Raw genomic sequence first — 25,267 nt, 5'->3', positions numbered from 1 at the left:
TGAAACGATGCATCGCCGATGGTAGTGTGGGGTTTCCCCATGTGAGAGTAGGTCATCGTCAAGATTAAATTCCGAAACCCCTGTTTGCTAACGCAAACAGGGGTTTTGTTTTGGGCGGTTGGAAAGTCCCAGGAGGAAGGGCTTGTCACCGTTCCCCTTACCGTAATCCGAGCCTCCATGAAAAATCCCTCATCCGGCATACCGTTGGGTAAAACGATACAAAGTGTTTCTGCATTTTTGGTATGGTGCAGCACATTTTCACAGGGATTGATCTTTAATCCGCAGGACGCGGCGTCGACCTTCTTTAACGAGATGCTGTAGAAATGCCTGAACCGATACCGATCAAAGATCACGAAAAAGAAAACCGCCTTGTCAACAAGCGCCTGCTCGCCTGCGCACTGTTAGTGATTGGCATCACCTGCGCCTTGGTAGGCCGTATGTATTTTCTGCAGGTGGTGCAGTACGACTATCACTCCACGATTTCTGAAAACAACCGTGTCCACGTGTTGCCCATCACACCAACGCGCGGGTTGATCTATGACCGCAATGGTGTGGTGCTTGCCGACAACCGCCCCAGCTACAACCTGATCATCACCCGTGAGCGCACCACTGACCTCAAAGGTGAGCTGGACGCCATCATTCGTTTGCTGCACCTGCCCGCCGAAGAACGTGCTGTGTTCGACAAGGCGCTCAAACAAGCACGACACCCCTTCGTGCCTGTGACATTGTTTTACGAGCTGACCGAAGAACAGATCGCGCTGCTGGCTGTGAACGAATTCCGCCTGCCTGGGGTAGACGTAGAACCGCAATTCGTTCGCCACTATCCTCTGGGCGCCCACTTTGCCCATTCCATCGGGTATGTGGGGCGGATCAATGAGAAAGAATCCAAAGCCCTCGACTCTGTGGAGTATCGCGGTACGCAATCCATCGGCAAGACCGGTATCGAGCGCTTCTACGAGTCCGAGCTGCATGGTCACGTAGGCTATGAAGAAGTCGAGACCAATGCTCAGGGCCGCGTACTTCGCGTACTCAAACACACGGATCCGATCCCGGGCAAAAACATTGTGCTGAGCCTCGACGTGCACCTTCAGGAAGCGGCGGAAGAAGCCCTCGGTAATCGCCGTGGCTCGGTGGTTGCCCTCGACCCGCAAACCGGGGAAGTGCTGGCCATGGTCAGCAAGCCGAGTTTCGACCCAAACCTGTTCGTCACCGGCATCAGCTTCAAGGAATATGCCGCGTTGCATGACTCCATCGACCGGCCACTGTTCAACCGCGTCCTTAGAGGACTTTACGCGCCGGGCTCGACCATCAAGCCTGAAGTCGCCATTGCCGGCCTCGACAGCGGTGTCGTCACGCCGCAAACCCGTGTCTTCGACCCCGGTTACTACCAACTGCCGGATTTTGACCACAAATACCGCAATTGGAACCACAGCGGCGACGGCTGGGTAGACATGGACGCCGCCATCATGCGCTCCAACGACACCTACTTTTACGAACTGGCCCACAAGCTGGGCATTGACCGCCTGCATGACTACTTGGCGGAATTCGGCCTGGGCCAGAAAGTGTCGCTGGATATGTTCGAAGAGTCAGCTGGCCTGATGCCATCCCAGGCCTGGAAGCGCGCCACCCGGCGTCAGCCGTGGTTCCCGGGCGAAACCGTGATCCTCGGCATCGGCCAGGGCTATATGCAAGTCACGCCGTTGCAACTGGCCCAGGCCACTGCTTTGATCGCCAATAAAGGTGTGTGGAACCGACCGCATCTGGCCAAGACCATCAACGGCGTGCCGCCCGTGGATGAAAATCCGATGCCTAACGTGGTCCTTAAGGACCCGCGCGATTGGGAGCAGGTCAACCACGGCATGCAACTGGTCATGCACGATCCACGCGGTATTGCACGCGCGGCGGCACAAGGCGCGCAATACCGCATTGCCGGCAAGAGTGGTACAGCGCAAGTCGTGGCGATCAAGCAGGGTGAGCGTTACAACCGCGAAAAGACCCAGGAGCGCCACCGTGACAACGCCTTGTTCGTTGGTTTCGCTCCGGCGGAGCATCCGAAAATCGTGATCTCGGTGATGATCGAAAACGGCGAGGCCGGAGGCCGCGTCGCGGGGCCGGTAGTACGTCAGATTATGGATGCCTGGTTGCTCGATCAGGAAGGCCACCTGAAACCGCAATATGCGACGCCGACTAAGGCGCCTGGCGACCCAAAGGTTTAAATCATACTTGCCATTCGTCCCATTGCTCTACGCCTTGGTAGGTAAGCCAGGGCACGTCATGGGCTGTCCAGATATGCGCGGTGGCCGTGACACCCGGATCATCATCCAGCGTCGCCACCCGCACAATGACATGGGGTTGATGCACACGCTCTGCCATCAGATGCGAGCCACAGCGCGAGCAGAAATGCCTGAGTTTGCCTGGCGAAGATTCGAAAGACGCCAGCAGCTCCACGCCCCGCGTCCAGCGAAAGTGTTCGCGCATCACGCCGGCCGTCGCCACAAAGGCCGCCGCATGCACCTTGCGGCAGCTGTAACAATGGCAGTGACTGACGGGCATATCCAAGCTGTCTAGCTGATACTGCACGGCTTTGCAGAAACAACTTCCATGGAGCTGTTCAGTCATGGTGCGTCACCTCAGGGGGGGGGAGGTGGGAGAATCTACCTTTTGCCGCCGCGTTGCGCATCACTGTCATACAAGCCATTTGCCTTAGTGCTAAATTGCGAAGCGTTCTCATTCTTACGCAATATCACTATGCCGTTGTCCGCTGGGCCTCATCCTACCCACGAACCTATTGGCCAACTCTACAGTGGCCACCCCCGCTGATTGGTCAGTTGGTTACCTGCGCGCCTGGGTTGTTCCCATCAGGCTGCAGACCTGGCTCAAGACACCTTATCCGTTTGTTGCTGGCCGAGCGCGCGAAGCCGGTGGCCGCTGACTTGAAGGAGGCCCGGCACTTTCTTGTGACGATTGCCAAGCGCGTGATGATACAGCTTTCGCCGAAAAGCCCTTGAGCACGCCTACCTCCAGGCCATCGCTGGCACCACCACGCGCGGTGTCGAAACTGAGATTTCCGGTGAATTGGCCGCAGGCTGGAACGTGTTCGGCGGCTATACCTCCCGCGAGTCTCACGGCGAACGTCAACAACCTGTTCGACAAAAAATATTACGACGGCATGGGCACATTCAACTCAGGTTCCTACGGCGATCCGCGCAATGCGATGGTCAACGCCAAATGGAAATTCTGAAGTAAGTAGCAACACCAATGCGTGACCGAAAGGTTGCGCATTAGTCGATGTCGCCTACTGTCAATGCAGGAGGTGACGTATGCACGTATTGGACCGCATAGAACGAAAAGTACTGCTCAATGCTCCACGTAAACAGGTGTGGGAAGCACTGACAGACGCCGAACAATTCGGCCGATGGTTTCGGATTGCACTCACGGGCAAGGCGTTTGTCGCGGGGCAAACCGTTGAAGCGCCTATCACCTACCCAGGTTACGAACATGTGATCTGGAAGGTGAAAATCGAACGCATCCTGCCGCAAACACTGTTCTCTTTCTGGTGGCATCCGTTCGCGGTAGAAGAGGGCGTCGACTATGACCAGGAGACCCCGACGTTGGTGGAGTTCACCATTGAAGACCGTGCTCCGGGCATTCTGCTACGGGTGGTCGAATCGGGTTTTGACGCAGTGCCTGAGGCGAGGCGGCAAAAAGCCTTCAAAATGAATTCCCGTGGCTGGGACGAACAGATGAGCAACATCGAAACCTATCTGAGCCAGGCTGGGCCCTAAACAGCATCATGATTGTTGGGGCAGCCGTCATGAGCGTTAACGTGCCGCACTCGTGCGATGCCGAGTAGAATCACGCCCTGAAAGCGATTCCTGAGGTGCGTTACGGTGGATTTACAGCAGGGTTTTGTCCTGACCCGGCATTGGCGTGATACCCCGGCGGGCACGGAGGTGAGCTTCTGGCTGGCGACCGACCACGGCCCTAGGTTTATCCGCCTCCCCGTGCAGACCTCGGTGATGTTTATCCCCGAAGCCCATCGCAAGCCGCTGGATTGGCTGCTCAAGGGTGAGCGCGACATCGAATTGCGCCCGTTGCAGTTGTGCGATTTCCATCACCGCCCGGTCCTGGGTCTTTACACCCGCCAGCACCGCCAGGCGATGGACGTGGAAAAACGCCTGCGCGCTGCCGGTGTGGATGTCTACGAAGGTGACGTGCGCCCACCCGAGCGCTACATGATGGAGCGTTTCATCACCGCACCGGTGTGGTTCGGTGGCACTCCCGACGCAAACGGCGTGCTCTGCGACGCGCAGATGAAACCCGCGCCCGACTACCGCCCGCCGCTGAAACTGGTGTCCCTCGACATCGAGACTACCGCCGAGGGGGATCTCTATTCCATCGCCCTCGAAGGCTGCGGCGAGCGCCAGGTGTACATGCTCGGCCCGCCGAACAACACCGACGCAGTGGACTTCAAGCTCGACTACAGCGACACCCGCGCGCAATTGCTCGAACGACTCAACCAATGGCTTGCCCAGCACGACCCCGATGCGATCATCGGTTGGAACGTGGTGCAGTTCGACCTGCGTGTCCTCCACGAACACGCCCAGCGCCTCAACGTGCCGCTGATGCTTGGGCGTGGCGAAGAGCCGATGGCCTGGCGCGAACACGGTAGCCGTAATCACTACTTCGCGGCGGCGGCGGGGCGGCTGATCATCGATGGCATCGAGGCCCTGCGCTCGGCCACCTGGAGCTTCGAATCCTTCAGCCTGGAAAACGTCGCGCAAACCCTGTTGGGCGAGGGCAAGGACATCTCCACGCCGTACCAGCGCATGGACGAAATCAACCGCATGTTCGCCGAGGACAAGCCCGCCCTGGCACGCTACAACCTCAAGGACTGCGAGCTGGTCACGCGGATTTTCAAGAAGACTGAGCTGCTCAAGTTCTTGTTGGAGCGCGCCAGCGTCACCGGGTTGCCGGCTGACCGCAACGGTGGCTCTGTCGCCGCGTTCACCCATTTGTATATGCCGTTGATGCACCGCCAGGGCTTTGTCGCGCCAAACCTGGGCGACAAACCGCCCCAGGCCAGCCCCGGCGGGTTTGTCATGGACTCGCGCCCCGGTCTCTACGAATCGGTGCTGGTACTCGATTACAAAAGCCTCTACCCATCGATCATCCGCAGTTTCCTGATCGACCCGGTGGGCCTGATCGAAGGCCTCAAGTACCCCGATGACAGTGCGTCGGTGGAAGGCTTTCGCGGCGCGCGTTTTTCCCGCACCCGGCACTGCCTGCCCTCAATCGTCGCGCGGGTCTCCGAAGGCCGCGAAGTGGCCAAGCGCGAACACAATGCGCCGCTGTCCCAGGCCCTGAAAATCATCATGAACGCCTTCTACGGCGTACTCGGTTCCAGCGGCTGCCGTTTCTTCGATACACGGCTCGCTTCGTCAATCACCCTGCGCGGTCACCAGATCATGCGCCAGACCCGCGAACTGGTCGAAGCCCAAGGCTATGAGGTGATCTACGGCGACACCGACTCCACCTTCGTCTGGCTCGGCAGCGCGCATTCTCAGGAAGAGGCCAGCCGCATTGGACGGGCGTTGGTACTGCACGTCAACGACTGGTGGCGCGAGCACCTGCTAACGGCGTTCGGCCTGCAAAGCGCCCTGGAACTGCAATACGAAACCCACTTCACGCGCTTCCTCATGCCGACCATTCGTGGCGCGGAGGAGGGCAGCAAGAAGCGCTACGCGGGCCTTGTCGTGCGTAGCGATGGCAGCGAAGAAATGGTCTACAAAGGCCTGGAAACCGTGCGCAGCGACTGGTCGCCCCTGGCCCGCCGATTCCAGCAGGAGCTGTACCAGCGCATCTTCCATCGCCAGCCCCACCAGGACTACATACGCGACTACGTGCGCCGTACCCTGAGCGGCGAATTCGATGAGTTGCTGATCTACCGCAAACGCCTGCGCCGACGGCTGGACGATTACGAGCGCAACGTGCCGCCGCATGTGCGTGCTGCGCGCCTGGCGGACGAATACAACGACCGGCTGAACCGCCCCCGTCAATACCAGCGCGGTGGCTGGATCAGCTACGTGATCAGCGTCAACGGCCCGGAACCCCTCGAAGTGCGGCAAGCACCCATCGACTACGACCACTACGTCACCCGGCAATTGCAGCCGGTGGCCGACGCTATCCTGCCGTTTGTGAATGACGATTTCAGCACGCTGGTCGGCGGGCAAATGGGCTTGTTTTAAAACACTTGATTCGACTCCGTGGTTACTTGCACTCTTGGGCGCAGGCACCGCTAGGAGGACAGGCCCATGTACACGCTCTACGGCATCGACGAATCCGGTTCCTGCATGATTGAAATCGCCCTGCAACGATGTGCGGTGCCGTGGCGAAGGGTAGACGCGGCCTCCTGGGCGGAAGGTGAGGGCAGTGCGGAACTGGCCCGTATCAACCCGCTCAAACAGGTGCCCACCCTGGTAACCCCCGACGGCCAGGTGCTGACGGAAAGCGCAGCGATCCTGATCCATCTGGGCCTGGAGTTTCCCGGCTCCGACCTGCTGGCCGGCAACCGTGCGCAGATCATTCGCGGCCTGGTGTATATCGCGGCCAATTGCTATTCGGCGATCGGCATTATCGATTACCCCCAACGCTGGATCGGCGACGTCAACGAAACGGTGCAGGCGCAGCTTGTTACGGGCACCCGGCGCTACCTGCACCAGGCCTGGGTGGTATTTGCCGATCAGTTTGCCGGGCATTTGTTTGGCCCGAACCACACTCCGAATGCACTGGGCTTGATGGCCGCAGCGGTGTCGCGCTGGGACGAGGCACGGGACGCATTGAACGGGCTGGCGCCGAGCTTTGCCCAGAGTCTGGCGCAAGTGGATGCCGACCCCATCGTCGCCCCCGTATTGGCGAGGCATTGGCCGGAGTGGAAGGTCTCATGAAGTTTCCGCAATCAGTGGAAACAATGACAGTTGAACCCACCAAACCCTTGCGTAGCGGGCGTCCTGACCTACGCTTTATTAAGGTGATGTAGGAATCATCCTTGAATTTGACTGTCGCAGACATGAAACTCAAGAACCCTGCATGGAATTCAAAGGAGGTGCGCATGCTCATCCGGTCGCTGACCCTGGCTACCTTGATGGCTTTAACGGGGCCGCTGTTGGCTGCTGATGATATCAACCCGCTCAAGCAGGACTTGGGCAAAGCCCGGCCGCTGGTGGTGGTGGAGCTTGATGCTGGCAACGACACCTTGGCGACCCTAAAGAAACAGTTGGACGAGCCTGCGACCAAGCAGTCCTTTGAAGAGCGCAGCATGGTGTTCTACACCGTGAAATTCGGCAGCATTGGTGCCGAAGGGGAGAAGTTCGCCAAGGACCCAAAGGACAACAAAAAGCTCACGCCGCCCGAAACCAATGCGCTGATTCGTGCCCTCAAACTGGGCGCCGGCAGTGGCACTAAAGTGATCCTGGTGGGCAAGGACGGTGAGAAGAAAGTCGAGAAGACCGTGCCACCGGATACCCTCGACTTGAAGGAGTTTTTCGCGGCTATTGACCAAATGCCGATGGCGGAAAAAGAAGCTGCCGCGGCCGCAGAGCCTGAACCAGCAGCACCCGCTGCTGCGCCGACCAAGGGTGCCAAACCGGCCAAGCACGGCAGTAAGCCAGCTTCGCAACAACTCGACGACTGAAATACATAACCCTTTGTGGGCGTCCGTCGTCCGTCTTGCCCGCGATGGCTATAAGTATCTGCACAACCCTGTAGGGGGCGGGGCAAGCCCGCTCACACAGGTTGCTCTCGAGATGTGTAGATACCAATGCTGCGCATCTTCAAGTGTTCCTTACGTTGCCGCCTTCTCCCCGGTCGCCTTACGCACTGGAAACGGAAAGTAGAGAAACCGCAAAAACGCCACCCGCTTGATCACTTCCCCGATCAATAACGGCACCACCACCGCCACCACAAACCCCACGCACGCCGCCGGCAGTGCAGGCAGCCCCAAGCGCTCCATCAGGTCGAAGGACTTGTGCTGGATCTCGCCGTGGAAGATCAGCAGGATCAAGGTGTTCTGGCCGATGTAGGTCATGGCCCGGGTGACCCAGGCCGAGACCATCAGCACCCGCGCCAGCGCCCAGCAGGCATAAACGCCGATCGCGGCCGGCAGTGTGGTCCAGAACCAATGGTCGTAGCGTCGCTGTGCCAGGTCCATGGTGTCCCAGGTGAAGGTGAACACCAGGGCGAACAGCGCGATCGAGATCAACAGCGTCAGCCAGGAACCCGAGTGCCGGCGCAACCAATCGCGCAACAGGTAGCCGACAATGAAGTAAGTGCTGCTGATCAGCGTGATATCCAGGCTAAACGGCAGGCCGGGCAGCACCCACGTATGCTCGCCGAAGGTGACCGGCAGTTGCCAGAACCACGGCAGCATCCAGGCGCCTAGGATCAATTGCAGTGCCACCAGCGCGAGGCTCAACCACAGCGACAGCTTCAAGCGCTGGATCAACCGCAGCATCACCCAACTGAACAGGATCGCCACCCAGAAGTGCGGCAGAAACCACAGCGCCTGCCACGGGAGGGTGTCCACCGAGGCATACAGCACGCCACCCACATCCGGTAGCAGCGGCTGGCCGCGCAGAATGCTGCGCACGACCACATAGGTGAGCATGGTGAAGAGAAACGGCTTGAGCAGGCCATCGGCCTTGCGCACCGCCATCTCCACGAACGGTTGTTCAGGCTTGAAGAACACCCCCGACAAAAAGAAGAACAACGGCAAAATAAACGACGCCAGCACCGGGTACAGCAAGTCCGGCGAGGTGGCGACGAACCAGCTGTGGGCAAATACGATCACCAGGATGCCGATACCCTTGGCAATATCCATTTGAATCCAGCGATGTTTCATCTGAGTTGTCCCGATTGATCGTTCATGCCTTGCGCCACGGCTTCAGCCACAGCCCCATCCCGAGCAACACCACCGCGCCGGTCAGGGTGCTCAGCCCCAGTTGCAGCCACACGCCTTCAACCCGAAACAGCGCCACCACGCCCATCAGCACTGCACTGAGCAGCCAATGCCGGGCCCAGGGCAGGGCGCCAAGCAAGGCTTGGCGCTGCATCAGCAGTAACGCGGTGCAGATCACCCCGGCCAGCGCAGCCAGAGGAATGCCGGCCAGGCCGAACATAAAAGGCAGGGCGCCGAGCAGCAGCACATTGACCAAGCTACCGAGCAATTCGCAGCGCAGTGGCTGGCGTGTATCGCCAGCGGCATAGGCATAGCGCGCGAGCAAGGCGTTCCAGGCGCCGAACACCAGTGGCACAGCAAACCAGGCCAGCAACAGTGGCAACGGCGAGTCCACCGATTGCCTGGGCAGCAGCAACGCCACCAGGCTCGGTGCCGCCGCCACCAGGCCAACGCCAGCGGGCAGGGTCAGCACGCTGGCGGTTTCCAGGCCGCGCTTGAGCAGGGCCAGGCGTTCATCGCCCTGGCGACGGCTCATCATGCCCAGCAGTACTTGGTTGAGGCTCATAAGCGCAATCAGCGGCAGGTTCATCAGCTTGCGCGCCAGGTTGATCCAGGTCACCGCGCCTTCCCCCAGCAACGACGCCACAAGCCGCTCGATCAGCGCCAGGCCCTGGCTGGCGCCATTGCTCAACAACAGTGGGCCGATGCGCTGGCCCAACTCCCGTAGTGGCGCCAACGACAATTGCCAATGCCATGGCCGCCAACCCTGACGCCACATCGACGGCAGCAGCGCCAACGCCATCAACAGGCTGCCGGCCAGGCACGCCAGTGCCAGGGAGTGCGGTTGGGTGGCGGTACCCGCGAACGCGAGGTAGGTCACCGGCGGCAGATTGAACAACAATGAGCCCAAGCCTGCCAGCACAAAACGCTCGCTGGCCTGCAACGGAATACTGAACAGTGCATGCAGCATCAGCCCCGGCACGCACCACGCGACAATCTGCAAGTTGCTGCTCGCCAAAGCCGTCGCACTGGCCGCCAAGCCCGGCCCAAGCAGTTGCACCAGCCACGGCGCCCACAGCGTCAGCAGCAGGCTGATGACCAGCGCGATCAGCAGCAACGTCGGAAACAACTCCGTCAACCAGCCCTGCCGCTCGTCGTCTTTGCGCGCGAGATAAAGCGGCAGCGCAGCGGCGCTCAGCACACCGCCAGCCAGAGACATGCGCAGCGCCTCCGGCAAAAACAGCGCGATCAGGAACGCATCACTGCGCTCACTCGCACCCCAGGCCGCCACCAGCAACCATTCGCGGGCGAAGCCCAGGCACAAGCCCAGCAGCGTCGCCAGGGTCAGCCAGACCGCGGAGCCCAGCATCAGGGTTGCGCACCATCAATCAGCGGTTTGCGCAACGCCACGCTTTTTACCTGTGGCAGGCGCGCCGGAAACAGTCGGCGGGCCTCCAGCACATTGATCCCCACCATCAGCCAGAACAGCGCGACCATCACCACCGCAAAGCTGAAGTAGTGGTCGAACAGGCCGCTGACCAGCGCCGAGAGAATCCCGGCGGTGGTGCCCAGCCATAGCGCATTGTCTTTCGTCAGGCGGATCGGGCCGCTGTCCGGGCGCGCTTCACGCCACCAGCGCACCGTCACCGCCACAAAAAACAGCATGCCGACGATGCCGGTCTTGTAGACGAAGTTCAGCCACAGGTTCGAGATGCCCAGCAACTGAGTGCCCGGTACCGGTGGATCCACCTTGAAGCCAATACCGAACGGGTAGGACCCCACCGCCTGCGGGAACATGCGGTACTCGTCGAAACGCACTTCGGTACTGGCGTTATCCGACGAAAAGATCGTCGCCAGGCGCTCCTGCAACGGTGGATAAGCCATCACCAACGCCACCGTCAGCGCCGCACCGATCATCAGCAGGCGACCGGTGTAGGGCACCCGGCGCGTGGCCATCCACATCAGCACCAATGCCAGGCTGACCATCGCACCGCGGCTGCTGGCCAACAGCAGCGCCGCCGCGCCCAGGCACGCCACGCTCAGGCCAAGCGCGCGCTTCCAGCCTTGCTCGGTCATGCCAAAACAGAAGGCCAGGGGCAGCAGCAACGCCATGATCCCGCCGATGGCATTCGGGTGCATCCACGGCGAGCCCATGCGCGAAGACATGGCCTCCAGGCCGAACTTCAACATGTCGAAGTTGGCATAGTTGAACAGCCCCAGGATCGGCGCAATGCCGGCCGCGGATCGCGTGCGCACAAACACTGCAATCGACAGCACCAGCATCGCCAGGCTGCCCAGCAGCAGGGCGATTACCAGCGATTCGCGGTGCTTGTGATCCACCAGCAATTTAGCGCAGAGGAATACCGCCGACAGGCTCAACAACCAGCGCAACCAGTTGGCCACGCCGCTGGTGTCGGCGTGGATGGTGACTTGGCCGACGATAAACGGGAACACACTGAACAGCATCAGCCACAGCAGCATCTGGTCGGTAGGCCGGCGGGAGAGGCTCGGTGTGTCGGGCAGGCGCGCCAGGAAGTTGTGCCACAGCACCGCGCCCCATGTCAGCGCCAGGATGGCTTCGCTGACGGTACTGCGAATGCCCAGGTTGACCGTGGAGTACGGCATGAACGTGGCGATCAGGGCAAACAGCAACAAGCCCCAGAACGGAAAGCGCAGGATGGTAACGGCCCCGGCCAGGCCGATCACGGCGAGGAACGCCTTGGCCGGTGACAGCAGCAGCGCGAGGGCGCCAAACAGCAGGCCGAAGAGGATCGCGAAGAGGCTGGTTAAATTTATTTTCACTTCAGCTCCTCAATCAGTTCGCCCAGGCGCCGGCGATAGGCGTGATGGTTGAAGCGCTCCGCCCACTGGCGCCGTTGCTCGGGCGATTCCTCATTGGCGCGCTCGCCCAGGCTGACCATCAACTGCGTCAGCGCCGGGCCATCGGTGGGCGAGAAGCGCGGTGCCGACGGCGGGGTGATTTCATCCAGCGACGTACCGCTGGCCACCGCCACCGGGGTGCCCACGCTCAGGGCTTCGATCACAGGCAGACCAAAGCCCTCGGCATACGAAGGTTGCCACAAGCGTAATGCCCGGCGGTACAGCGAGTGCAATTCGGCATCCGACACGCCACTCAGCGCGCGAATACCCGGTAGGGCACGCAGGGCTTCGGGCAAATGGTCGAGGCTGCCCACCAGCACCAAATCCGGCACGGCAGGGGATTGGCGTCGCGCTTTCTGCCAGGCCTCCACCAGGAATGGCACGTTTTTGCGCAGCTCGCGGGTGCCCACCAGCAGCCAGTAGCGCTCGGGGAGTTGGCGGGCGCTGAGGTCCGCCGCCAGTTCGGAAAAACCGTCGACCTGGTTGGGCAGCACGCGAATCTTGCCCGCCGACTTGGGAAACAACCGCGCGGTTTCGTCGGCGCTGTACTGCGACGGCGTCCACACCCGGTCGGCGCTGTGCACCGCGTAGGCAATCGACAGGCGATCGCTGGTCTTGTAGATCAGCGCCTTCAAACGGTTGGCGTGGTAGTTGTCCAAGGTGATCTGAAACAGGTCATGCAGCAGCACCACGGTACGCAATCCTTTCGGCTTGGGCGGCAACGGCAGGCCCATGTTAAAGGTGCTGATGTACAGATCGATAGGCTGCTCACGCAACGCGCGCGGTAGAAAACCGGCCTCGAAACGCAGGCGATTCTGCGGCTGGTGCATGGCGGTCTTCGCGCAGCCCCAGGCTGGGCAGTGGGCCTGCAAACGGGTTTCATCGCCCAGGGGCGCCACGGTAAACCGCTCAAGCTCAATGCCCGGCAGGCTGTGCAGGGCGCTTTCCAGCGCGTACACCTGGCGGCTGATGCCCGATTGCGGCGAAGTGCCGACGGTGCGGTAATCCAGGCCTACACGCATGCGGGCTCCTTTTGATTCAACGGCGAAAGGCTCGCGTACACCTGCTCTAGCTGGCTGGCGGCGACGCTCCAGTCATGGGCGCGACGCACATACGCGCGGCCCGCTTCACCCATGGGCCCGGCGGCGTCGGGGAACTGCAGCAGACGCACCACGGCGTCTGCCAGGCTCGCGGCGGTTTGGCCGCCTAGGTAGTCCAGGCCTTCTATCAGGTCGAGCCCCGAGACACCTTGCTCGGTACTTGCCAGCGGCAGGCCGGCGGCCAAGGCTTCAAGCACCTTGAGTTTGGAACCGCCGCCATGGCGCAACGGCGCAAGAAAAACCGAGCAACTCGATTGCAGGTCTATCAGGTTAGGCACAAAACCTTGCCACTCAATGCGTGGGTCCTGCCAGCGCTCGCGCCAGCTGGCTGGCATGCCGAAACCACACACGCTCATGCGTGCCTGCGGGCAGCGTTCCCAGACCTTGGGCAGGATCTCATCCAGCGCCCACTCGATAGCGTCCACATTGGGGGCGTATTCGTAATTGCCCAGGAACAGCACGCGGCGTGCCGATGGATCGGGATGGGCCACCGCGAAGTGATCGCAATCCACGCCATTGACCACCACCGACACCGGTTTGCCGGCGATCTTGGTCAGGGTCTGTGCGTCGCTGTCAGTCACCGCCACTACCTGCGTGGCCTGGCGCATCACACGACGCTCCCAGCGCGTGTAGCGCCATTGATCGTAGCGAATGAAGGGCAGCGCCCAGCCCGGCAAGCGGTCATAGGTGGCCGCGCCGAGGGCCGACTCGACATTGTGTTCGGTCAGCACGAACGGCTGGGATTTACGCGCCAGCGCGTCCTCGTAAGGCTGGAAGCTGTAGCTGTGCTCAATCTGCACCACGTCCCAGTGGTCATCCAACAACCCGTTGAAGGTTTCCTGCAGTTCATTCGACAGGCCATTCACACTGGCCAGCAGCGGGTAGGGTGCAAACAGCCCGGCCACGAGGGTCTTCACACTGCGCAGTGGGCGGCGCGGCAGGATGATCAGTTGTTCGAGAAATGCTTCCAGCACTTTGCGGTCTGTGAGCGACACCGGGTGCTTGTCATGCAGCAGCAAGGTGATCCGATGCCCGCGCGCGGCCAGGCTGCGCAGCAGGTGAAACTGGCGCGTCTTGCCGCCGCTGGTGGCGGGCCAGGGTGAGTAGGGCAGGATCCATAAAATGCGCATCGCAGGCCTCAATCCCATAGCAGAATTTGCAGGTTCGACTTGACCGGTACAGTCAGGCCGTTGGTGCCGCTCACCGGGGTCTGGGTGCCGCGCAACGGGTCGTACAGGGTGGCGCTGGCCAGGCCCGGCAAATGCGCGTTGCCGCCTTGGGCAGACCAGAAAAACCACAGCTTGCGCCCGTCCGCACGGGTCCAGCCGATGCTGAACAAACCGCCGGGCAACTGGTCGGCAACCGGTGGATCGCCCGGCGTGAGTTGCGGCCCGCTGACGTCGAGGAAGTTTTTCAGCGCGGTGTAGGCGGGCTTGGGGTTGGCGTCGATATCGAGCAGGCCATACGACTGGTCGCGCACGCTGGCGCGCTGGTCGAGGTCGCTGAGGGTGAACAGGAAGATTTTGTCGTAATCCATCGCGCTCATCAGCGCCACACGCCGCACGATGTAATCGGCCTGGGCTTGTAGCGTGATGATGTCCTGGGCGTCTTTTGGCCCGTGGTAAGTCGACCAGCCCCACTCGGTGCTCCACAGGGTTTGTACACCGCCGTTGCGCAAGGCCTGGTTGAGTTGGGTGGTCTTGGCGATGAAGTCCAGGTTCGCCGGATCGTTGCCTTCAGGCAGTTGGGTGTAGGGGTGGTAGGAAATTACCGTGTTCAAGCTGGCTACACCCAGCGCACCGAGGGCCGCGAGCATGGTCTGCCCATTAGGCATTTCGCTGAAGAACGCCATACCAGCGGCCACCACCGGTGTGTTCGGGTTCACGGTGCGCAAGGCATTGGCGGTGGCCGTCAAAAGGGCGGCATAACCGGCCGGGTCCGCTACCGGGCGCCAGAAGCCCAGCAGGTTCGGCTCATTCCACACCTGCCAGGCATCCACACTGGGATAACGCTGGGCCAACAGCGCCATGCGATTGGCGAACACGTTCGGATCCTTGGGCGGGTACTGATCCTGATACGGCGCCCCGGCTGGCGCGGTCGTAGCGAAGGGCGCCGAGCCGACCAGGTAGAACACCGACTTGAGCTGGTTGTCCTGCAACTTGCCGACCAACTGATCCAGGGTTGCGACCTGGTACTGGTTCTCGGCGGGTTCAAGCTGATCCCAGTGCAGGTCCAGGCGCACCCATTCCAGGCCCAGGGCCTTTAGGCGGTCGATCTGCATCTGGTAACGCACCGGGCTGAACCACAGGAATTGCGCGTTCACCCCCAGGAAATCCTTCCACACCACGACTTTGCTGCCCTTGAGCACAGGGTTCTCGGCATCGGCCTGGCGCCCCCACAAAAACGCGCTGAGGCCCAGGGCGGCGACTACCGCCAGGGTGACCAGGTAAGTGCGTTTACGCGACATGGCGGGCTCCGACGATGGCCTCGCCAAACAGCGTGACAAATTTCTGCGCCGTCAACGGCCACAACCGTTCGCGACCAATTTCCCCGGCGCGCTCGGCCCAATCCCGCGCCAGCAGCGGCGTGCGTGCCAGGCGCAACAGTTGTTCGCCGAGGGCAGCCACATCACCCTCTGGGTAAATGGCGCCGTTGCCACTGGCGACTTCCTCGGCAAACGCGCGCGCATCGGAGGTGATCGCGCCGCGCCCGCAGGCGGTCGCCCAGGACAACGCCCCACTGGTGCCGCGCTGGCGCCCGAGCAGGCCAAGTTTTTTCGATTCGCGGTACGGCAGCACCATCGCATGGTGGGCCTGGATGGTATGGGCAATTTCATCGGCGGGCAGGTTCAGCCGCCAGTCGATGGACGCGGTCAGGCCCAGTGACGCGATCTGCGCGTTCAGTTGCGCCAGGTAATTACCGCCCGCGCCAAATGCCATCTCCGGGGCAGTGCCGCCGGCCAGGGTCAGGCGCACGCGATCGCGTAATTCGGGGGCGTGTTTGAACACATCCGCCAGGGCCTGCACCAGGTCTTCGATGCCTTTGCCGCGGTAGATGAAGCCGAAGTACAGCAGGTGCAGCGTGTCCAGCGATGGCAGCGGTGCCGGTGTAATCGCCAGGTTGGCATGGTTGATCACCGCCACTTTGGCGGCGGGCAATTGCATGCGCTGGCTCAAGCACTTGGCACCCAGGCGGGTGAGGGTCACCAGCCGGGTCAACCCTTTGGCGACCTGGCGTTCTTCGCGCAACGTCAGCGGGTCGGCCAGCACCACGGCCGCTTGGGGTAACGGGCTGGGCAAACGCTCCAGCAGGCTCAAAGGGAACGGCAGATGCTCACGCCGCCACACCAAGCGTTCCGGGTCATGCACGGTGGCGGTCAGTGGCAGTTGCGGGTAAGCCTTGCGCAGCTCGCGCAGGGCCAGGAACTCCCCCAGCCGCCCGCCGCCCAGCTCGGCGTGCACCAAGTCGACGGTTTGCCAATCGAAGCCGGCGACGGCCTGCTCTATCGCTTTGGAGTTGCCCGCCACCCCGGCCAGCGGCGTCAGCACCGTCACACCGAGTTGTTCCAGCGCCGTACGGAAATGGTTCGCGTAGTCGGCGATGCCGTTTTTTTCCGGCGGCAAGGGCGCGAGCAGGGCGATACGCATCAGAACGCTCCCCGGTATTTGCCAATGGTCTGCAGCACCTTGCTCGGCACTTCGAACTTGCGCCGGTTGATGATGATGCCGTCCACCTTGCCGAACGCCGTGTTGAGAATCGACAGCGCATGCTCCACCACCGGCACGGTACTTTTGCGCGCCTCCACCACCAGCGCGATCAGGTCGGCGCAGCGCAGGGTCACAAACGCATCGCGGTTAGCCAGCAACGCCGAGGCATCCAGCAGCACCACCTCGCCGGGCGCCGCCGCTTCAAGCCCGCCGACCCGCACATCGATGCCGTTTTCGGCCAGCAACTGGCGCAGTTGCTCGACCACAAAGGTCACCCCCTCGCCGTGACGCGCTGAGGTCAGCCCGAGTGTCAGGCCCTTCTCGGCGATACGGTCGGGCTGCAGCAAGCTGTATAGCCGGTAGATGCTCGCATTGAACGCGTTGGCGCTTTGCGCGGTGGTGGTGTCCAGCTCGGGCAGGGTGGTCCACAGCGGCAGGCCGAACTTGCGCTCCACCAGGCCACCGTCGTGAATACGCTGGTCGAGCAGGTAGCACAGGTAGATCACCAGCAAGCCGACGACGATCGCAAACGGGATCGCCAGGATTAGCATCACCAGGGTTTTCGGGAAGATGCGGCCTGGGTTCAGGGTTGCTTCTTCGATCACGGCAATGTTGCTGATCTGGCTGTTGTCCAGCTCACGGTCGATGCGCGATTTTTCCAGGTTATCCACGTACAACGCGTAATTGCGCTCTGTGGTGTTCAGCTCTCGGGAGAGGCGGGCCAGCTCCGGTTCTATCTCCAGGGCTTGCTTGCGCTGCGCTTCCAGGTTCACCAATTGTTTCTGCTGTTGAACCAGCTGCGTGCGCAGCGCCAGGTTGTTACTGGTTTCATCCAGCAGCACGCGCTGTAAGTGGATTTCCAGGGTGTTCGGCGCACGGTTTTCCGAGGCTTGAACGGTGTTGCTTTCGCTGGCGACCTGGACCTGCATGGCACGAATCGACGCGTCCAGGGCTTTGACCGGCGGCGCATTGTCCGTGTACGTGCGCATCATGTCGGCCTTTTCCAGCAGCTTCTGGTTAAGCAGGCGACGTAAGTCCTGCTGCTGCGGGTTCAGAGCGATCTGGCGCACCGTGGTGACTTCCTTCGGCTGGCTCTTGAGTTGCTTGCGTGTGCTCTGGATTGCGCTGTCGGACGAGGCGATCAGCCGCGTAGTGTTGAAGGTCTCGCCGCGCAGCACGTTGATGCGCTCGGACAAGTCTTCCAGGCGATCGGTGATGCTCGCTGCGCCGATCTCGTTGAGGTGCGTGAGGATCTGTTGCTTGTAGCTCTTGATCTCGGTCGCGCTGTTGGCCGCCTGGCCTTCATAAAAGGCGTACAGGCTCTTGCGCCCCAAGGCCTGGGTGCGTTCGTTGATATAGGTTTCGACCCAATCCTTGACCACCGCCTGGGCGATCTCCGGGTCGCCCCACTTGAAGCTGATATCCATCACCGTCGAGCCGGCGGCGTGGCTCACTTCAAAGTTCTTCTCCAGGCTGACGGCCAGGCGTTCAACCGGGGTAGTCTTTTCAACCACGCCAACGGTTTCCAGCACCACGCGCAGGCCATCGAATACCGCACCCAGGCCGCTCTTGACGTAGTACTTGGTGCGCTTCCAGAAGCCTTCCGGCGGTGGCGCGTTGTCGATCACTTCCAGGTAGTGCTCCGCCACCGCGCGCACGATCGGGCGACCGGTGAGCAGGCGTTCTTCGTCGACAATCGGGTCTCGCTGCGTGCTGGGCATCACCAGCGCCTGGCGGTTACTGATCTCGATGGGCAGGGTCGAATCCCGCCCAGGCTTGACCAGCAGGCGCGCAGTGGATTCGTACTTGGCCGGCAGCAAGAAAGCCCCCAGCAGGATGATCACCAGCGCGGCAATCGCCGCCAGTTTGAACTCGCGCCGGAAAATGAAGAACAGACGCAGAAGATCACGAAAAGAACGGATCTCGATCATAGGGATGTCGCTCCTTTAGTTACTGCCGCCGCTGGTTCGTGTGTAGTTGTAGCCAACCCCAATGGACTTGGTGAAGGGGATTAGTTGGTTCAGGTAGGTATCCACCCCTTGGATGCGCTCGCCCACGTTGGATTTGGGCACGAACACCACATCGCCGCGTTGCAGGCGAACAGGCTTGCGCCCGTTGGGGCCGGTCTTGAGCAGTTGGCTGAAGTCCAGGAAGTAGGCGCGATAGGCACCCTGTGCGTCTTCACGCAGCAGGGCGACCATGCTGGCATTGCCCGCCGGGCTGACCCCGCCGGCACCGATGATTGCCTGCTCAAGGGTGTTGGCCGTGGCAATCTGCACTGCCGTCGGGTTGTTCACCGCGCCGCCGACGATGATCGAGCTGGCCGGTGCCTGGTTGATGTTTACGGTCACGCGCGGTTCGCGGTAGATCGGCGCGAGCTTGGTGGTCAGCTCCGTGGCCAATTCCGAAGGCTGGCGCCCGGCCACTTGGATCGGCCCCAGGAACGGGTAGTTGATCTTGCCGTCGGTCTGCACTGTGTATAGCGTCAGCTCATAGATGGTGCTGACGTTGAACGCTGACAGCGTCGGCATCTCACCGGCATCGCGCACGATGCGCAGCTGGTCGCCGATGCGGATACGTTCCATCGCCGGCGGTAGCTGTGCAAGCTGCTCGAGGGCGCGCTTGCCTTCTTCGACGGTCTTGCCGTCCGGCGGCACAATGCGCGCAGGCGTGTTACAGCCTGCCGCAGTCAGCAGGGCGAGCACGAGCAGGGTTCGTTTCATCAAGGGGGACTTCCTGTAGGTCATGATGCTCACCTCCAATAACCGGGAAACATGCTGATGCGCCGCTTTAGGGAGAGGGGGAGACGGCGCTCCAGATGGCCCAGCCGGTAGCCGAGCAATTTGAACGCGCTGCGTACCAGCACTTCGGGAATGCGGTGCAAGGCTCGGGCCTTGCGCAAGGCCCTGAGTTCAGCCAGCACATAGCGCTTGCCTTCGCCACCCGCATCGCCAAAGGCCTGCTTGATCCACGGCTCGCGGCCGTAGAACACGCCAATGTCGAAGTAGCGGTGAAACTCATCCATGAGTTTGTAATCGTGGGAGTGGTGCACCAGCGCCGTGGCGGCGTAGCGCACCTTGTAGCCTTCGAGCAGCATGCGTGCGGCCACGAAGGCGTCTTCGCTGCCGATCACGTCTGCCGGGAAACCGCCCACCGCCTCCAGCACGCTGCGCCGGTACACGGAAAACGAGTCGGAGCTGAAGCAGGTCTTGATCCCTAATTCCGCTGCATCGGCCAGGCTTTTGCTGCGGCTCTGTTCCGGATAGTTGAAGTGCCGCGATTGCGCGCCCAACACACCGGCATCGGGGTGAGGCAGCTGGCGCCCGTAGGCCACGCCATTGAGCGGGTCCTGCTGCAATTCGGCGAGCAGGTTGGCGAAGGTCTCGGGGGTGGCGGGGATCGCGTCCTGGGTCATCACGATCAGCGCCTCACCGCCCACCTGTTCGCTGGCCCAGCGCCGCGTACCGCCATGGTTGAAATCACGCGCGTCGATCACCTCAACCCGTGCACCGAACGCGCGAAAGCGCGCCACGGTGTCGTCGCTGGACGCGCTGTCCACCACCAGCAACTCGTCAGGTTGCAGGGTTTGCATCTCCAGCGCCGGCAGCAGGCGTGCCAAGTGGCTGGAGGCGTTACGGGTCGGGATGATCAGAGACGTACGCATGTCATTTTTTCACTTCAGCCGGGGCGCGCCCGTAGATGTCGTCGAAGCGCACGATGTCGTCTTCGCCCAGGTACTCGCCGCTCTGCACCTCGATCATCACCAGGTCGATAATGCCGGGGTTGGTCAGCCGGTGTTTATTCCCGGCGGGGATGTAGGTGGACTCGTTGGCGTTGATCAGGAATTCGCGCTCGCCGTTGGTGATCTGCGCTGCGCCGCTGACCACCACCCAGTGTTCGCTGCGGTGGTGGTGCATCTGCAGTGACAGCGACGCCTGCGGCTTGACCACGATGCGTTTGATCTTGAAGCGGCTGCTTTCCTCCAGCACGGTGTAGGTACCCCACGGCCGGGTGACGGTGCGGTGCAGGCTGTACGCCGGATGGTTCTGGCGCTTGAGTTCGGCGACGATGTAGCGCACATCCTGGCTACGGTGGGCGTCGGCGATCAGCAGCGCGTCGGGCGTGTCGACGATAATCAGGTCGCGCACGCCTACCGCGCCGAGTACGCGCTTGGGCGAGTCGATGTAGCAGTTGTGCACGTCATGCAAAATCGCTTCGCCATTGACCTGGTTGCCATGCGCGTCGCTGGGGGTGAGCTGGCGCAGGGCTTCCCACGAGCCGATATCGCTCCAGCCGATGTCGCAGGGCACCACGGCGACTTGCTTGGACTTTTCCATCAAGGCCACGTCGATGGAAATATCTGGCGCGCTGCCGAAGGCCTCCGAGTCCAGCTCACACTGGCGCGAGGTTTTGTTTTGCAGGCTCTGGCTATGGTCCAGCGCGGTGCGGGCGGCTTCCAGCACGTCGGGCGCATGGGTGGCGAGTTCGTCCACCAGGGTGCTGGCCTTGAAGCAGAACATGCCGGCGTTCCACAGGTGCTTGCCGCCGTCGAGATAGCCCTGGGCGATGACCAGGTCGGGTTTTTCGACGAAGCGTTTGACCCGGTTGCCCGTGCTCAGCGGCTCACCCTGTTCAATGTAGCCAAAGCCGGTTTCCGGGTGATCCGGCTGGATACCAAACGTCACCAGGTAACCGGCTTCGGCCAGGTCGCGGGCCTGGGTCACGGCCTCGGCAAACGCCACTTCATTGAGGATCAAATGGTCGGCGGGCATGACCAACAACTGCGCGTCGCCGCCAAAATGTTCCTGTACGTGCAACGCCGCCACCGCAATTGCCGCTGCCGTATTACGCCCGAACGGCTCCAGAAGCAGGTCCAGGGGCAGGTGAGCCTTGTTGACCAGGCGGTAGTCATCCAGGGTGCGGAACAGCAGGTCGCGGTTGGTCACCGTCAACACGCTTTCCACGCCGGGCAGTTTGGCCGCCCGCTGAAAGGTTTTCTGCAGCAGGCTTATGCCATCGCGCATGCGCATGAACGGCTTGGGCATGTTCTGCCGGGACACCGGCCACAGCCGCGTGCCCGAACCACCGGAAATGATGCAGGGAATCAATCCGTTGAGGGTGTTCATCAATAGACTTCCTTGGTGGAAAGGACGGCCGGGATCGTCATGAAGACGATGTACAGGTCAAACCACACCGACCACTTGGAGATGTACTCCAGGTCGTACTCGACGCGTTTCTGGATCTTGAACAGGGTGTCGGTCTCCCCCCGGTAACCGTTGATCTGCGCCCAGCCGGTGATACCGGGCTTGACTCGGTGACGCGAGCTGTATTCGCTGACCGCCACTTCGAAGGGCACGCCCGCCGCCTTGGTCGCCGTGGCGTGCGGGCGCGGGCCGACCATGGACATGTTTCCCAGCAGCACATTGAACAGTTGCGGCAGCTCGTCAATGCTGGTCTTGCGGATGATGCGGCCCACGCGCGTGATGCGCGGGTCTGTGCGCGTCGTTTGGCGCTCGGCGGTGAAGTCGCTCTGGTCGGTGTACATCGAGCGGAACTTGAACACGCGGATTTCGTTGTCGTTGTAGCCATAGCGGTTCTGGCGAAACAGCACTGGGCCCTTGGAGTCGAGCTTGATCGCAATCGCTGTCGCCACCATCAGCGGTGACAGGCACACCAACGCCAGGCTGGCCAGCAGGAAATCCTCACAGCGCTTGATCACTGGCGACCAGCCGCGCAATGGCAACTGCGAGGTGTTGAACATTAGGATGCCGCCCACATCGGTGATTTTGCTGTGGCCGTAGCGCAGGGCCGCCATGTCCGGCACCAGCATGACGTTCACCGACAGCTGCCGCAGGCGGTTGACCAAGCCGTGGATGCGCTGCTCGGCGGCCCAGGGCAGGCAGATCATCACTTGGTTGACCTGCTCGGCACGGATCAGTTTTTCGAGGTCGCGGGTATTGCCCAGCAGGGGCAGCTTGCTCAGCTCCTTGGGAATGCGCTCGGTGCGGTCGTCGATAAAACCGACCAGGCCGGAACGGATATCGCCGTGGCGCTGCAGGTGATCGGCGACGTGCACAGCGGTGTCGGTAAAGCCCAGGATCACCGTGCGTTGCAGGTATTTGCCAGCCCGCATCAGCCTGCGATAAAGGCGCAACATCACCAGGCGCTCCAGGCAGAACAACGTCAGGCTGGCGACATACCACGTCGCCAGGTTACGCGGGGTTAATTGCGGGAACATGTGCAGGATCTGGTACATGAACAACAGAATGCAAAACGCCGCCGACCAGGCTTTGATCTTGGTTTTCAAGCGCAGCCGGTTGCTGAACAATTCTTCGGAATATATGCCCAGGGCCTGAAAGAGAATAATGGTCAGGACCGCGAAAAACACCAACATGCCCACGAAATGAGCGCGCAGTTCAGGGTCAATCGGGTCGAGGAAAAGCACCAGGACCAGTGGAGGCAAAATGGCCGACAGGCCGTGGATCAATTTGACGAAGACAACAAAGAATTCAACAAAACCAGCACGCGTTAAAAACAAGCTGTCGACTGACGACTTCTCTCGCATAAACCATCCCTCATTGCACGCCAAGCGGCACTGTTCGACTGTTCGCTCAATAAAGCAGCGGGCCGCTTTAGCGTTCAGCTCGAACTGACTGCACTGGGTAATACGCAACTTTCCAATTCAAATGCACCCTCCAAACACAGCGATTCATTTGAATTGATTTTGCGGGGTAGTGACTAAAGGCGTTTTCCCTTTATTTGCTTAGTCAATAAGTTGACTGTTATGCGAGGCCCCCATACTAGAGAGTTCTATCATTATTTTTAGTGGCATTTTATTGACATTCCTTGTCTGGGCACTAGGTGATTGGGTATGTTTTTGAGTGTAGGAACAAATAAGGAATTTTTCCTGCTTTAAGGAAAAAGCTTTTTTGCAGTGCGCTGGGAAAGAGGGACAAAAGAGAGGTGGCAGGGCGCACTAAGTGCCCTGCCCATCGGGTTTGCGCCCGCTCAGAAGTTACCTTTCAAACTAATCAAAAAAATGACGCGGTTCACCCTGGAAATTGCCGCAGAAGCTACGCCTACGTTCCATTTCGACAGTGCGGTGTCCAGCGGGTATTCACACCACGAGCGTGCGGCCATTCGCGATTACCAGAAACAATGTATCCATCACAATTTTTTGTTCGCACACGGTACGCCGATTAGTCTGCAGGCTTTTCCGGTGGATGGCTTGAGCATGATTGACCTTGCAACCCTGGCGGTTTTTTCGGGTGCTGTGCTGTTGCTGCTGTTATCGCCTGGGCCGAACATGGCCTTTGTGATCAGCCACGGCGTGACTCATGGCTGGCGCGGGGGAGTGGCATCAGCCTTGGGTATCAGCGTGGCCGACCTGTTGCTGACCGCATTGACCGCCACGGGGGTGACGGCGTTGGTCGCCAGTTGGCCGCCATCCTTCGATTTGATCCGCTATGCGGGAGTGGTCTACCTGCTGTGGCTGGTGGTCAAGACGTTGCAGAAAAATCCAGGGCTGGGCGCGGCCCAGGTCAATCACGTGCCCCTTGGACGAGTGTTTCTGCAGGCCATGTTCAACAGCCTGCTCAACCCCAAGGCATTGCTGTTTTTCGTGGTGTTTTTGCCGCAGTTTATACGGCCGCAGGGGGGGTCAATTGCCGTGCAGTTGATGGTGCTCGGGGGTGTGCTGACGTTAATCGCTGGGGTGTTTCATGCGGTGCTGGGCATTTTTGGTGGTGCGCTGAGCCGATTCTTCGCCAGGCGCTCAAAAGGCGCCTGGCTACAGAAATGGGGTTTGGCGACGGTGCTGATGGTGCTGGCCGTGCGCCTGGCGCTGATGTCTCGCCCAAGCTGATTCAACGCACGATGTCAGCCCAGGCGTGCAACTGCGCGTGCGACGATCTCGCCGCGAACTCTGCGCGATTCGGCCGTGCGCTTGTTGGCTTCCTCCAACACGTGCTTGGGCGCAGTGTCCGGTCGGCCTGCGTCGAACGGTGGCGCTGGCGCATATTCAATCTGCAACTGCACCAGTTGCGCCGCCGCGTCGCTGTACAACTCGGCCGCCAGGGTCAGGGCGAAGTCGATGCCGGCGGTGATGCCGCCACCGGTGAACAGGTTGCCATCACGCACCACGCGCTCTTGCACCGGGGTCGCGCCGAGCGGGGCGAGCAGGTCGTGGTAAGCCCAGTGAGTCGTTGCCCTGCGCCCGCGCAGCAAACCCGCCGCGCCCAGTACCAGCGAGCCGGTGCACACCGAGGTCACATAGCGTGCGGTTTGCGCCTGGGCCTTGAGGAAGTCCAGGGTGAGCGGGTCTTCCATCAACGCGCCGACGCCGGAGCCGCCCGGTACGCAGACCACATCCAGGCGCGGGCAGTCGGCATAAGTCATGGTCGGGGTGAACACCAGGCCGGTGCTCGAGGTGACCGGTTGCAGGTCTTTCCACACCAGGTGCAACTTCACGTCCGGCAGCGAACCGAGTACGTCATAGGGGCCGGTCAGATCCAGTTGTTGGATACCGGGGAACAACACAAAGCCGATCTGCAAGGTCATGAATAGCGCTCCGTCAAAAGGGTGGACGGCTTCACTCTAGAGGCCTAGGCTTTGGCGAATACGCC

General features: G+C 61.2%; 21 protein-coding genes. 7 read left to right on the top strand and 14 right to left on the bottom strand.

Going from position 1 to position 25,267, the window contains the following annotated elements:
- Positions 1 to 323 precede the first annotated feature (323 nt).
- On the top strand, positions 324 to 2,216 hold the full coding sequence (gene mrdA / locus AACY52_RS24410; RefSeq protein WP_339428132.1) for a penicillin-binding protein 2: 1,893 nt from the start codon (positions 324 to 326) through the stop codon (positions 2,214 to 2,216).
- A 1-nt stretch (position 2,217) separates the two neighbouring features.
- Here mrdA and AACY52_RS24405 read toward each other — a convergent pair whose 3' ends face one another.
- Positions 2,218 to 2,619, bottom strand: a complete 402-nt coding sequence (locus tag AACY52_RS24405) for a GFA family protein (protein WP_339421131.1) — start codon at positions 2,617 to 2,619, stop codon at positions 2,218 to 2,220.
- 385 nt (positions 2,620 to 3,004) lie between these two features.
- Between AACY52_RS24405 and AACY52_RS24395 the strand changes: the two genes are divergently transcribed.
- The 5 genes from AACY52_RS24395 (at position 3,005) to AACY52_RS24375 (ending at position 7,693) form a co-directional block, all read left to right on the top strand.
- A complete protein-coding gene (locus AACY52_RS24395; protein WP_339421130.1) occupies positions 3,005 to 3,241 on the top strand; it encodes a hypothetical protein in 237 nt (78 codons plus the stop codon).
- Between the two features lie 79 nt (positions 3,242 to 3,320).
- A complete protein-coding gene (locus AACY52_RS24390; RefSeq protein ID WP_339439436.1) occupies positions 3,321 to 3,785 on the top strand; it encodes an SRPBCC family protein in 465 nt (154 codons plus the stop codon).
- Positions 3,786 to 3,890: 105 nt separating this feature from the next.
- Entirely contained in the window at positions 3,891 to 6,248 is a 2,358-nt protein-coding gene (locus AACY52_RS24385; RefSeq protein WP_339560860.1) for a DNA polymerase II, read from the top strand.
- Between the two features lie 66 nt (positions 6,249 to 6,314).
- Entirely contained in the window at positions 6,315 to 6,947 is a 633-nt protein-coding gene (locus AACY52_RS24380; RefSeq protein ID WP_339560859.1) for a glutathione S-transferase, read from the top strand.
- Between the two features lie 164 nt (positions 6,948 to 7,111).
- Complete coding sequence (locus tag AACY52_RS24375; RefSeq protein ID WP_339421126.1) at positions 7,112 to 7,693, top strand: DUF4174 domain-containing protein; 582 nt, start codon at positions 7,112 to 7,114, stop codon at positions 7,691 to 7,693.
- A 150-nt stretch (positions 7,694 to 7,843) separates the two neighbouring features.
- Here AACY52_RS24375 and AACY52_RS24370 read toward each other — a convergent pair whose 3' ends face one another.
- The 12 genes from AACY52_RS24370 to AACY52_RS24315 are packed head-to-tail and all read right to left on the bottom strand — an operon-like array spanning position 7,844 to position 23,208.
- Positions 7,844 to 8,899, bottom strand: a complete 1,056-nt coding sequence (locus AACY52_RS24370) for an acyltransferase family protein (RefSeq protein WP_339439440.1) — start codon at positions 8,897 to 8,899, stop codon at positions 7,844 to 7,846.
- A 22-nt stretch (positions 8,900 to 8,921) separates the two neighbouring features.
- A complete protein-coding gene (locus AACY52_RS24365; protein WP_339560858.1) occupies positions 8,922 to 10,325 on the bottom strand; it encodes a murein biosynthesis integral membrane protein MurJ in 1,404 nt (467 codons plus the stop codon).
- Positions 10,325 to 11,752: an O-antigen ligase family protein gene (locus AACY52_RS24360; RefSeq protein ID WP_339421135.1), complete on the bottom strand. Its 1,428-nt coding sequence runs from the start codon at positions 11,750 to 11,752 to the stop codon at positions 10,325 to 10,327. The genes AACY52_RS24365 and AACY52_RS24360 overlap by 1 nt, the downstream gene beginning before the upstream one ends.
- 2 nt (positions 11,753 to 11,754) lie before the next feature.
- The gene (locus AACY52_RS24355; RefSeq protein WP_339560857.1) at positions 11,755 to 12,858 is read right to left on the bottom strand and encodes a glycosyltransferase family 1 protein; all 1,104 of its coding nucleotides are present in this window, start codon (positions 12,856 to 12,858) and stop codon (positions 11,755 to 11,757) included.
- Complete coding sequence (locus tag AACY52_RS24350) at positions 12,849 to 14,066, bottom strand: glycosyltransferase family 4 protein (RefSeq protein ID WP_339421121.1); 1,218 nt, start codon at positions 14,064 to 14,066, stop codon at positions 12,849 to 12,851. The genes AACY52_RS24355 and AACY52_RS24350 overlap by 10 nt, the downstream gene beginning before the upstream one ends.
- A gap of 8 nt (positions 14,067 to 14,074) precedes the next feature.
- Positions 14,075 to 15,403, bottom strand: a complete 1,329-nt coding sequence (locus AACY52_RS24345; protein WP_339421120.1) for a cellulase family glycosylhydrolase — start codon at positions 15,401 to 15,403, stop codon at positions 14,075 to 14,077.
- The gene (locus AACY52_RS24340) at positions 15,393 to 16,583 is read right to left on the bottom strand and encodes a glycosyltransferase (protein ID WP_339421119.1); all 1,191 of its coding nucleotides are present in this window, start codon (positions 16,581 to 16,583) and stop codon (positions 15,393 to 15,395) included. Before AACY52_RS24340 ends, AACY52_RS24345 begins: the two co-directional genes overlap by 11 nt.
- The gene (locus AACY52_RS24335; protein WP_339421117.1) at positions 16,583 to 18,574 is read right to left on the bottom strand and encodes an exopolysaccharide transport family protein; all 1,992 of its coding nucleotides are present in this window, start codon (positions 18,572 to 18,574) and stop codon (positions 16,583 to 16,585) included. The genes AACY52_RS24340 and AACY52_RS24335 overlap by 1 nt, the downstream gene beginning before the upstream one ends.
- Before the next feature lie 15 nt (positions 18,575 to 18,589).
- Positions 18,590 to 19,366 carry a polysaccharide biosynthesis/export family protein gene (locus AACY52_RS24330; RefSeq protein WP_339421116.1) on the bottom strand — a complete coding sequence of 259 codons (777 nt, stop codon included), beginning with the start codon at positions 19,364 to 19,366 and terminating at the stop codon, positions 18,590 to 18,592.
- Positions 19,367 to 19,395: 29 nt separating this feature from the next.
- Positions 19,396 to 20,307, bottom strand: a complete 912-nt coding sequence (locus AACY52_RS24325) for a glycosyltransferase (protein WP_339439445.1) — start codon at positions 20,305 to 20,307, stop codon at positions 19,396 to 19,398.
- Between the two features lies 1 nt (position 20,308).
- Complete coding sequence (locus AACY52_RS24320) at positions 20,309 to 21,769, bottom strand: mannose-1-phosphate guanylyltransferase/mannose-6-phosphate isomerase (protein WP_339421112.1); 1,461 nt, start codon at positions 21,767 to 21,769, stop codon at positions 20,309 to 20,311.
- Positions 21,769 to 23,208 carry an undecaprenyl-phosphate glucose phosphotransferase gene (locus AACY52_RS24315; protein WP_339421110.1) on the bottom strand — a complete coding sequence of 480 codons (1,440 nt, stop codon included), beginning with the start codon at positions 23,206 to 23,208 and terminating at the stop codon, positions 21,769 to 21,771. The genes AACY52_RS24320 and AACY52_RS24315 overlap by 1 nt, the downstream gene beginning before the upstream one ends.
- A 669-nt stretch (positions 23,209 to 23,877) precedes the next feature.
- Here AACY52_RS24315 and AACY52_RS24310 point away from each other — a divergent pair.
- The gene (locus AACY52_RS24310; RefSeq protein ID WP_339493525.1) at positions 23,878 to 24,507 is read left to right on the top strand and encodes a LysE family translocator; all 630 of its coding nucleotides are present in this window, start codon (positions 23,878 to 23,880) and stop codon (positions 24,505 to 24,507) included.
- Between the two features lie 14 nt (positions 24,508 to 24,521).
- Here the strand turns inward: AACY52_RS24310 and inhA are convergent, their stop codons facing one another.
- Positions 24,522 to 25,202 carry an isonitrile hydratase gene (inhA, locus tag AACY52_RS24305; RefSeq protein WP_339439447.1) on the bottom strand — a complete coding sequence of 227 codons (681 nt, stop codon included), beginning with the start codon at positions 25,200 to 25,202 and terminating at the stop codon, positions 24,522 to 24,524.
- Positions 25,203 to 25,267 lie beyond the last annotated feature (65 nt).

It is taken from the genome of Pseudomonas sp. EA_65y_Pfl1_P113, assembly GCF_963970525.1.
GTDB lineage: Bacteria > Pseudomonadota > Gammaproteobacteria > Pseudomonadales > Pseudomonadaceae > Aquipseudomonas > Aquipseudomonas tritici.
The sequence above is the reverse complement of the archived record's forward strand: the minus strand, read 5'-3'. Positions and strand labels throughout refer to the sequence as shown.

Coding starts and splice junctions, on each gene's coding strand:
- mrdA (WP_339428132.1), top strand. CDS start 324: ATGCCTGAACCGATACCGATCAAAGATCACGAAAAAGAAAACCGCCTT.
- AACY52_RS24405 (WP_339421131.1), bottom strand. CDS start 2,619: ATGACTGAACAGCTCCATGGAAGTTGTTTCTGCAAAGCCGTGCAGTAT.
- AACY52_RS24390 (WP_339439436.1), top strand. CDS start 3,321: ATGCACGTATTGGACCGCATAGAACGAAAAGTACTGCTCAATGCTCCA.
- AACY52_RS24380 (WP_339560859.1), top strand. CDS start 6,315: ATGTACACGCTCTACGGCATCGACGAATCCGGTTCCTGCATGATTGAA.
- AACY52_RS24375 (WP_339421126.1), top strand. CDS start 7,112: ATGCTCATCCGGTCGCTGACCCTGGCTACCTTGATGGCTTTAACGGGG.
- AACY52_RS24370 (WP_339439440.1), bottom strand. CDS start 8,899: ATGAAACATCGCTGGATTCAAATGGATATTGCCAAGGGTATCGGCATC.
- AACY52_RS24365 (WP_339560858.1), bottom strand. CDS start 10,325: ATGCTGGGCTCCGCGGTCTGGCTGACCCTGGCGACGCTGCTGGGCTTG.
- AACY52_RS24355 (WP_339560857.1), bottom strand. CDS start 12,858: ATGCGTGTAGGCCTGGATTACCGCACCGTCGGCACTTCGCCGCAATCG.
- AACY52_RS24350 (WP_339421121.1), bottom strand. CDS start 14,066: ATGCGCATTTTATGGATCCTGCCCTACTCACCCTGGCCCGCCACCAGC.
- AACY52_RS24345 (WP_339421120.1), bottom strand. CDS start 15,403: ATGTCGCGTAAACGCACTTACCTGGTCACCCTGGCGGTAGTCGCCGCC.
- AACY52_RS24340 (WP_339421119.1), bottom strand. CDS start 16,583: ATGCGTATCGCCCTGCTCGCGCCCTTGCCGCCGGAAAAAAACGGCATC.
- AACY52_RS24335 (WP_339421117.1), bottom strand. CDS start 18,574: ATGATCGAGATCCGTTCTTTTCGTGATCTTCTGCGTCTGTTCTTCATT.
- AACY52_RS24330 (WP_339421116.1), bottom strand. CDS start 19,366: ATGAAACGAACCCTGCTCGTGCTCGCCCTGCTGACTGCGGCAGGCTGT.
- AACY52_RS24325 (WP_339439445.1), bottom strand. CDS start 20,307: ATGCGTACGTCTCTGATCATCCCGACCCGTAACGCCTCCAGCCACTTG.
- AACY52_RS24320 (WP_339421112.1), bottom strand. CDS start 21,769: ATGAACACCCTCAACGGATTGATTCCCTGCATCATTTCCGGTGGTTCG.
- AACY52_RS24315 (WP_339421110.1), bottom strand. CDS start 23,208: ATGCGAGAGAAGTCGTCAGTCGACAGCTTGTTTTTAACGCGTGCTGGT.
- AACY52_RS24310 (WP_339493525.1), top strand. CDS start 23,878: ATGATTGACCTTGCAACCCTGGCGGTTTTTTCGGGTGCTGTGCTGTTG.
- inhA (WP_339439447.1), bottom strand. CDS start 25,202: ATGACCTTGCAGATCGGCTTTGTGTTGTTCCCCGGTATCCAACAACTG.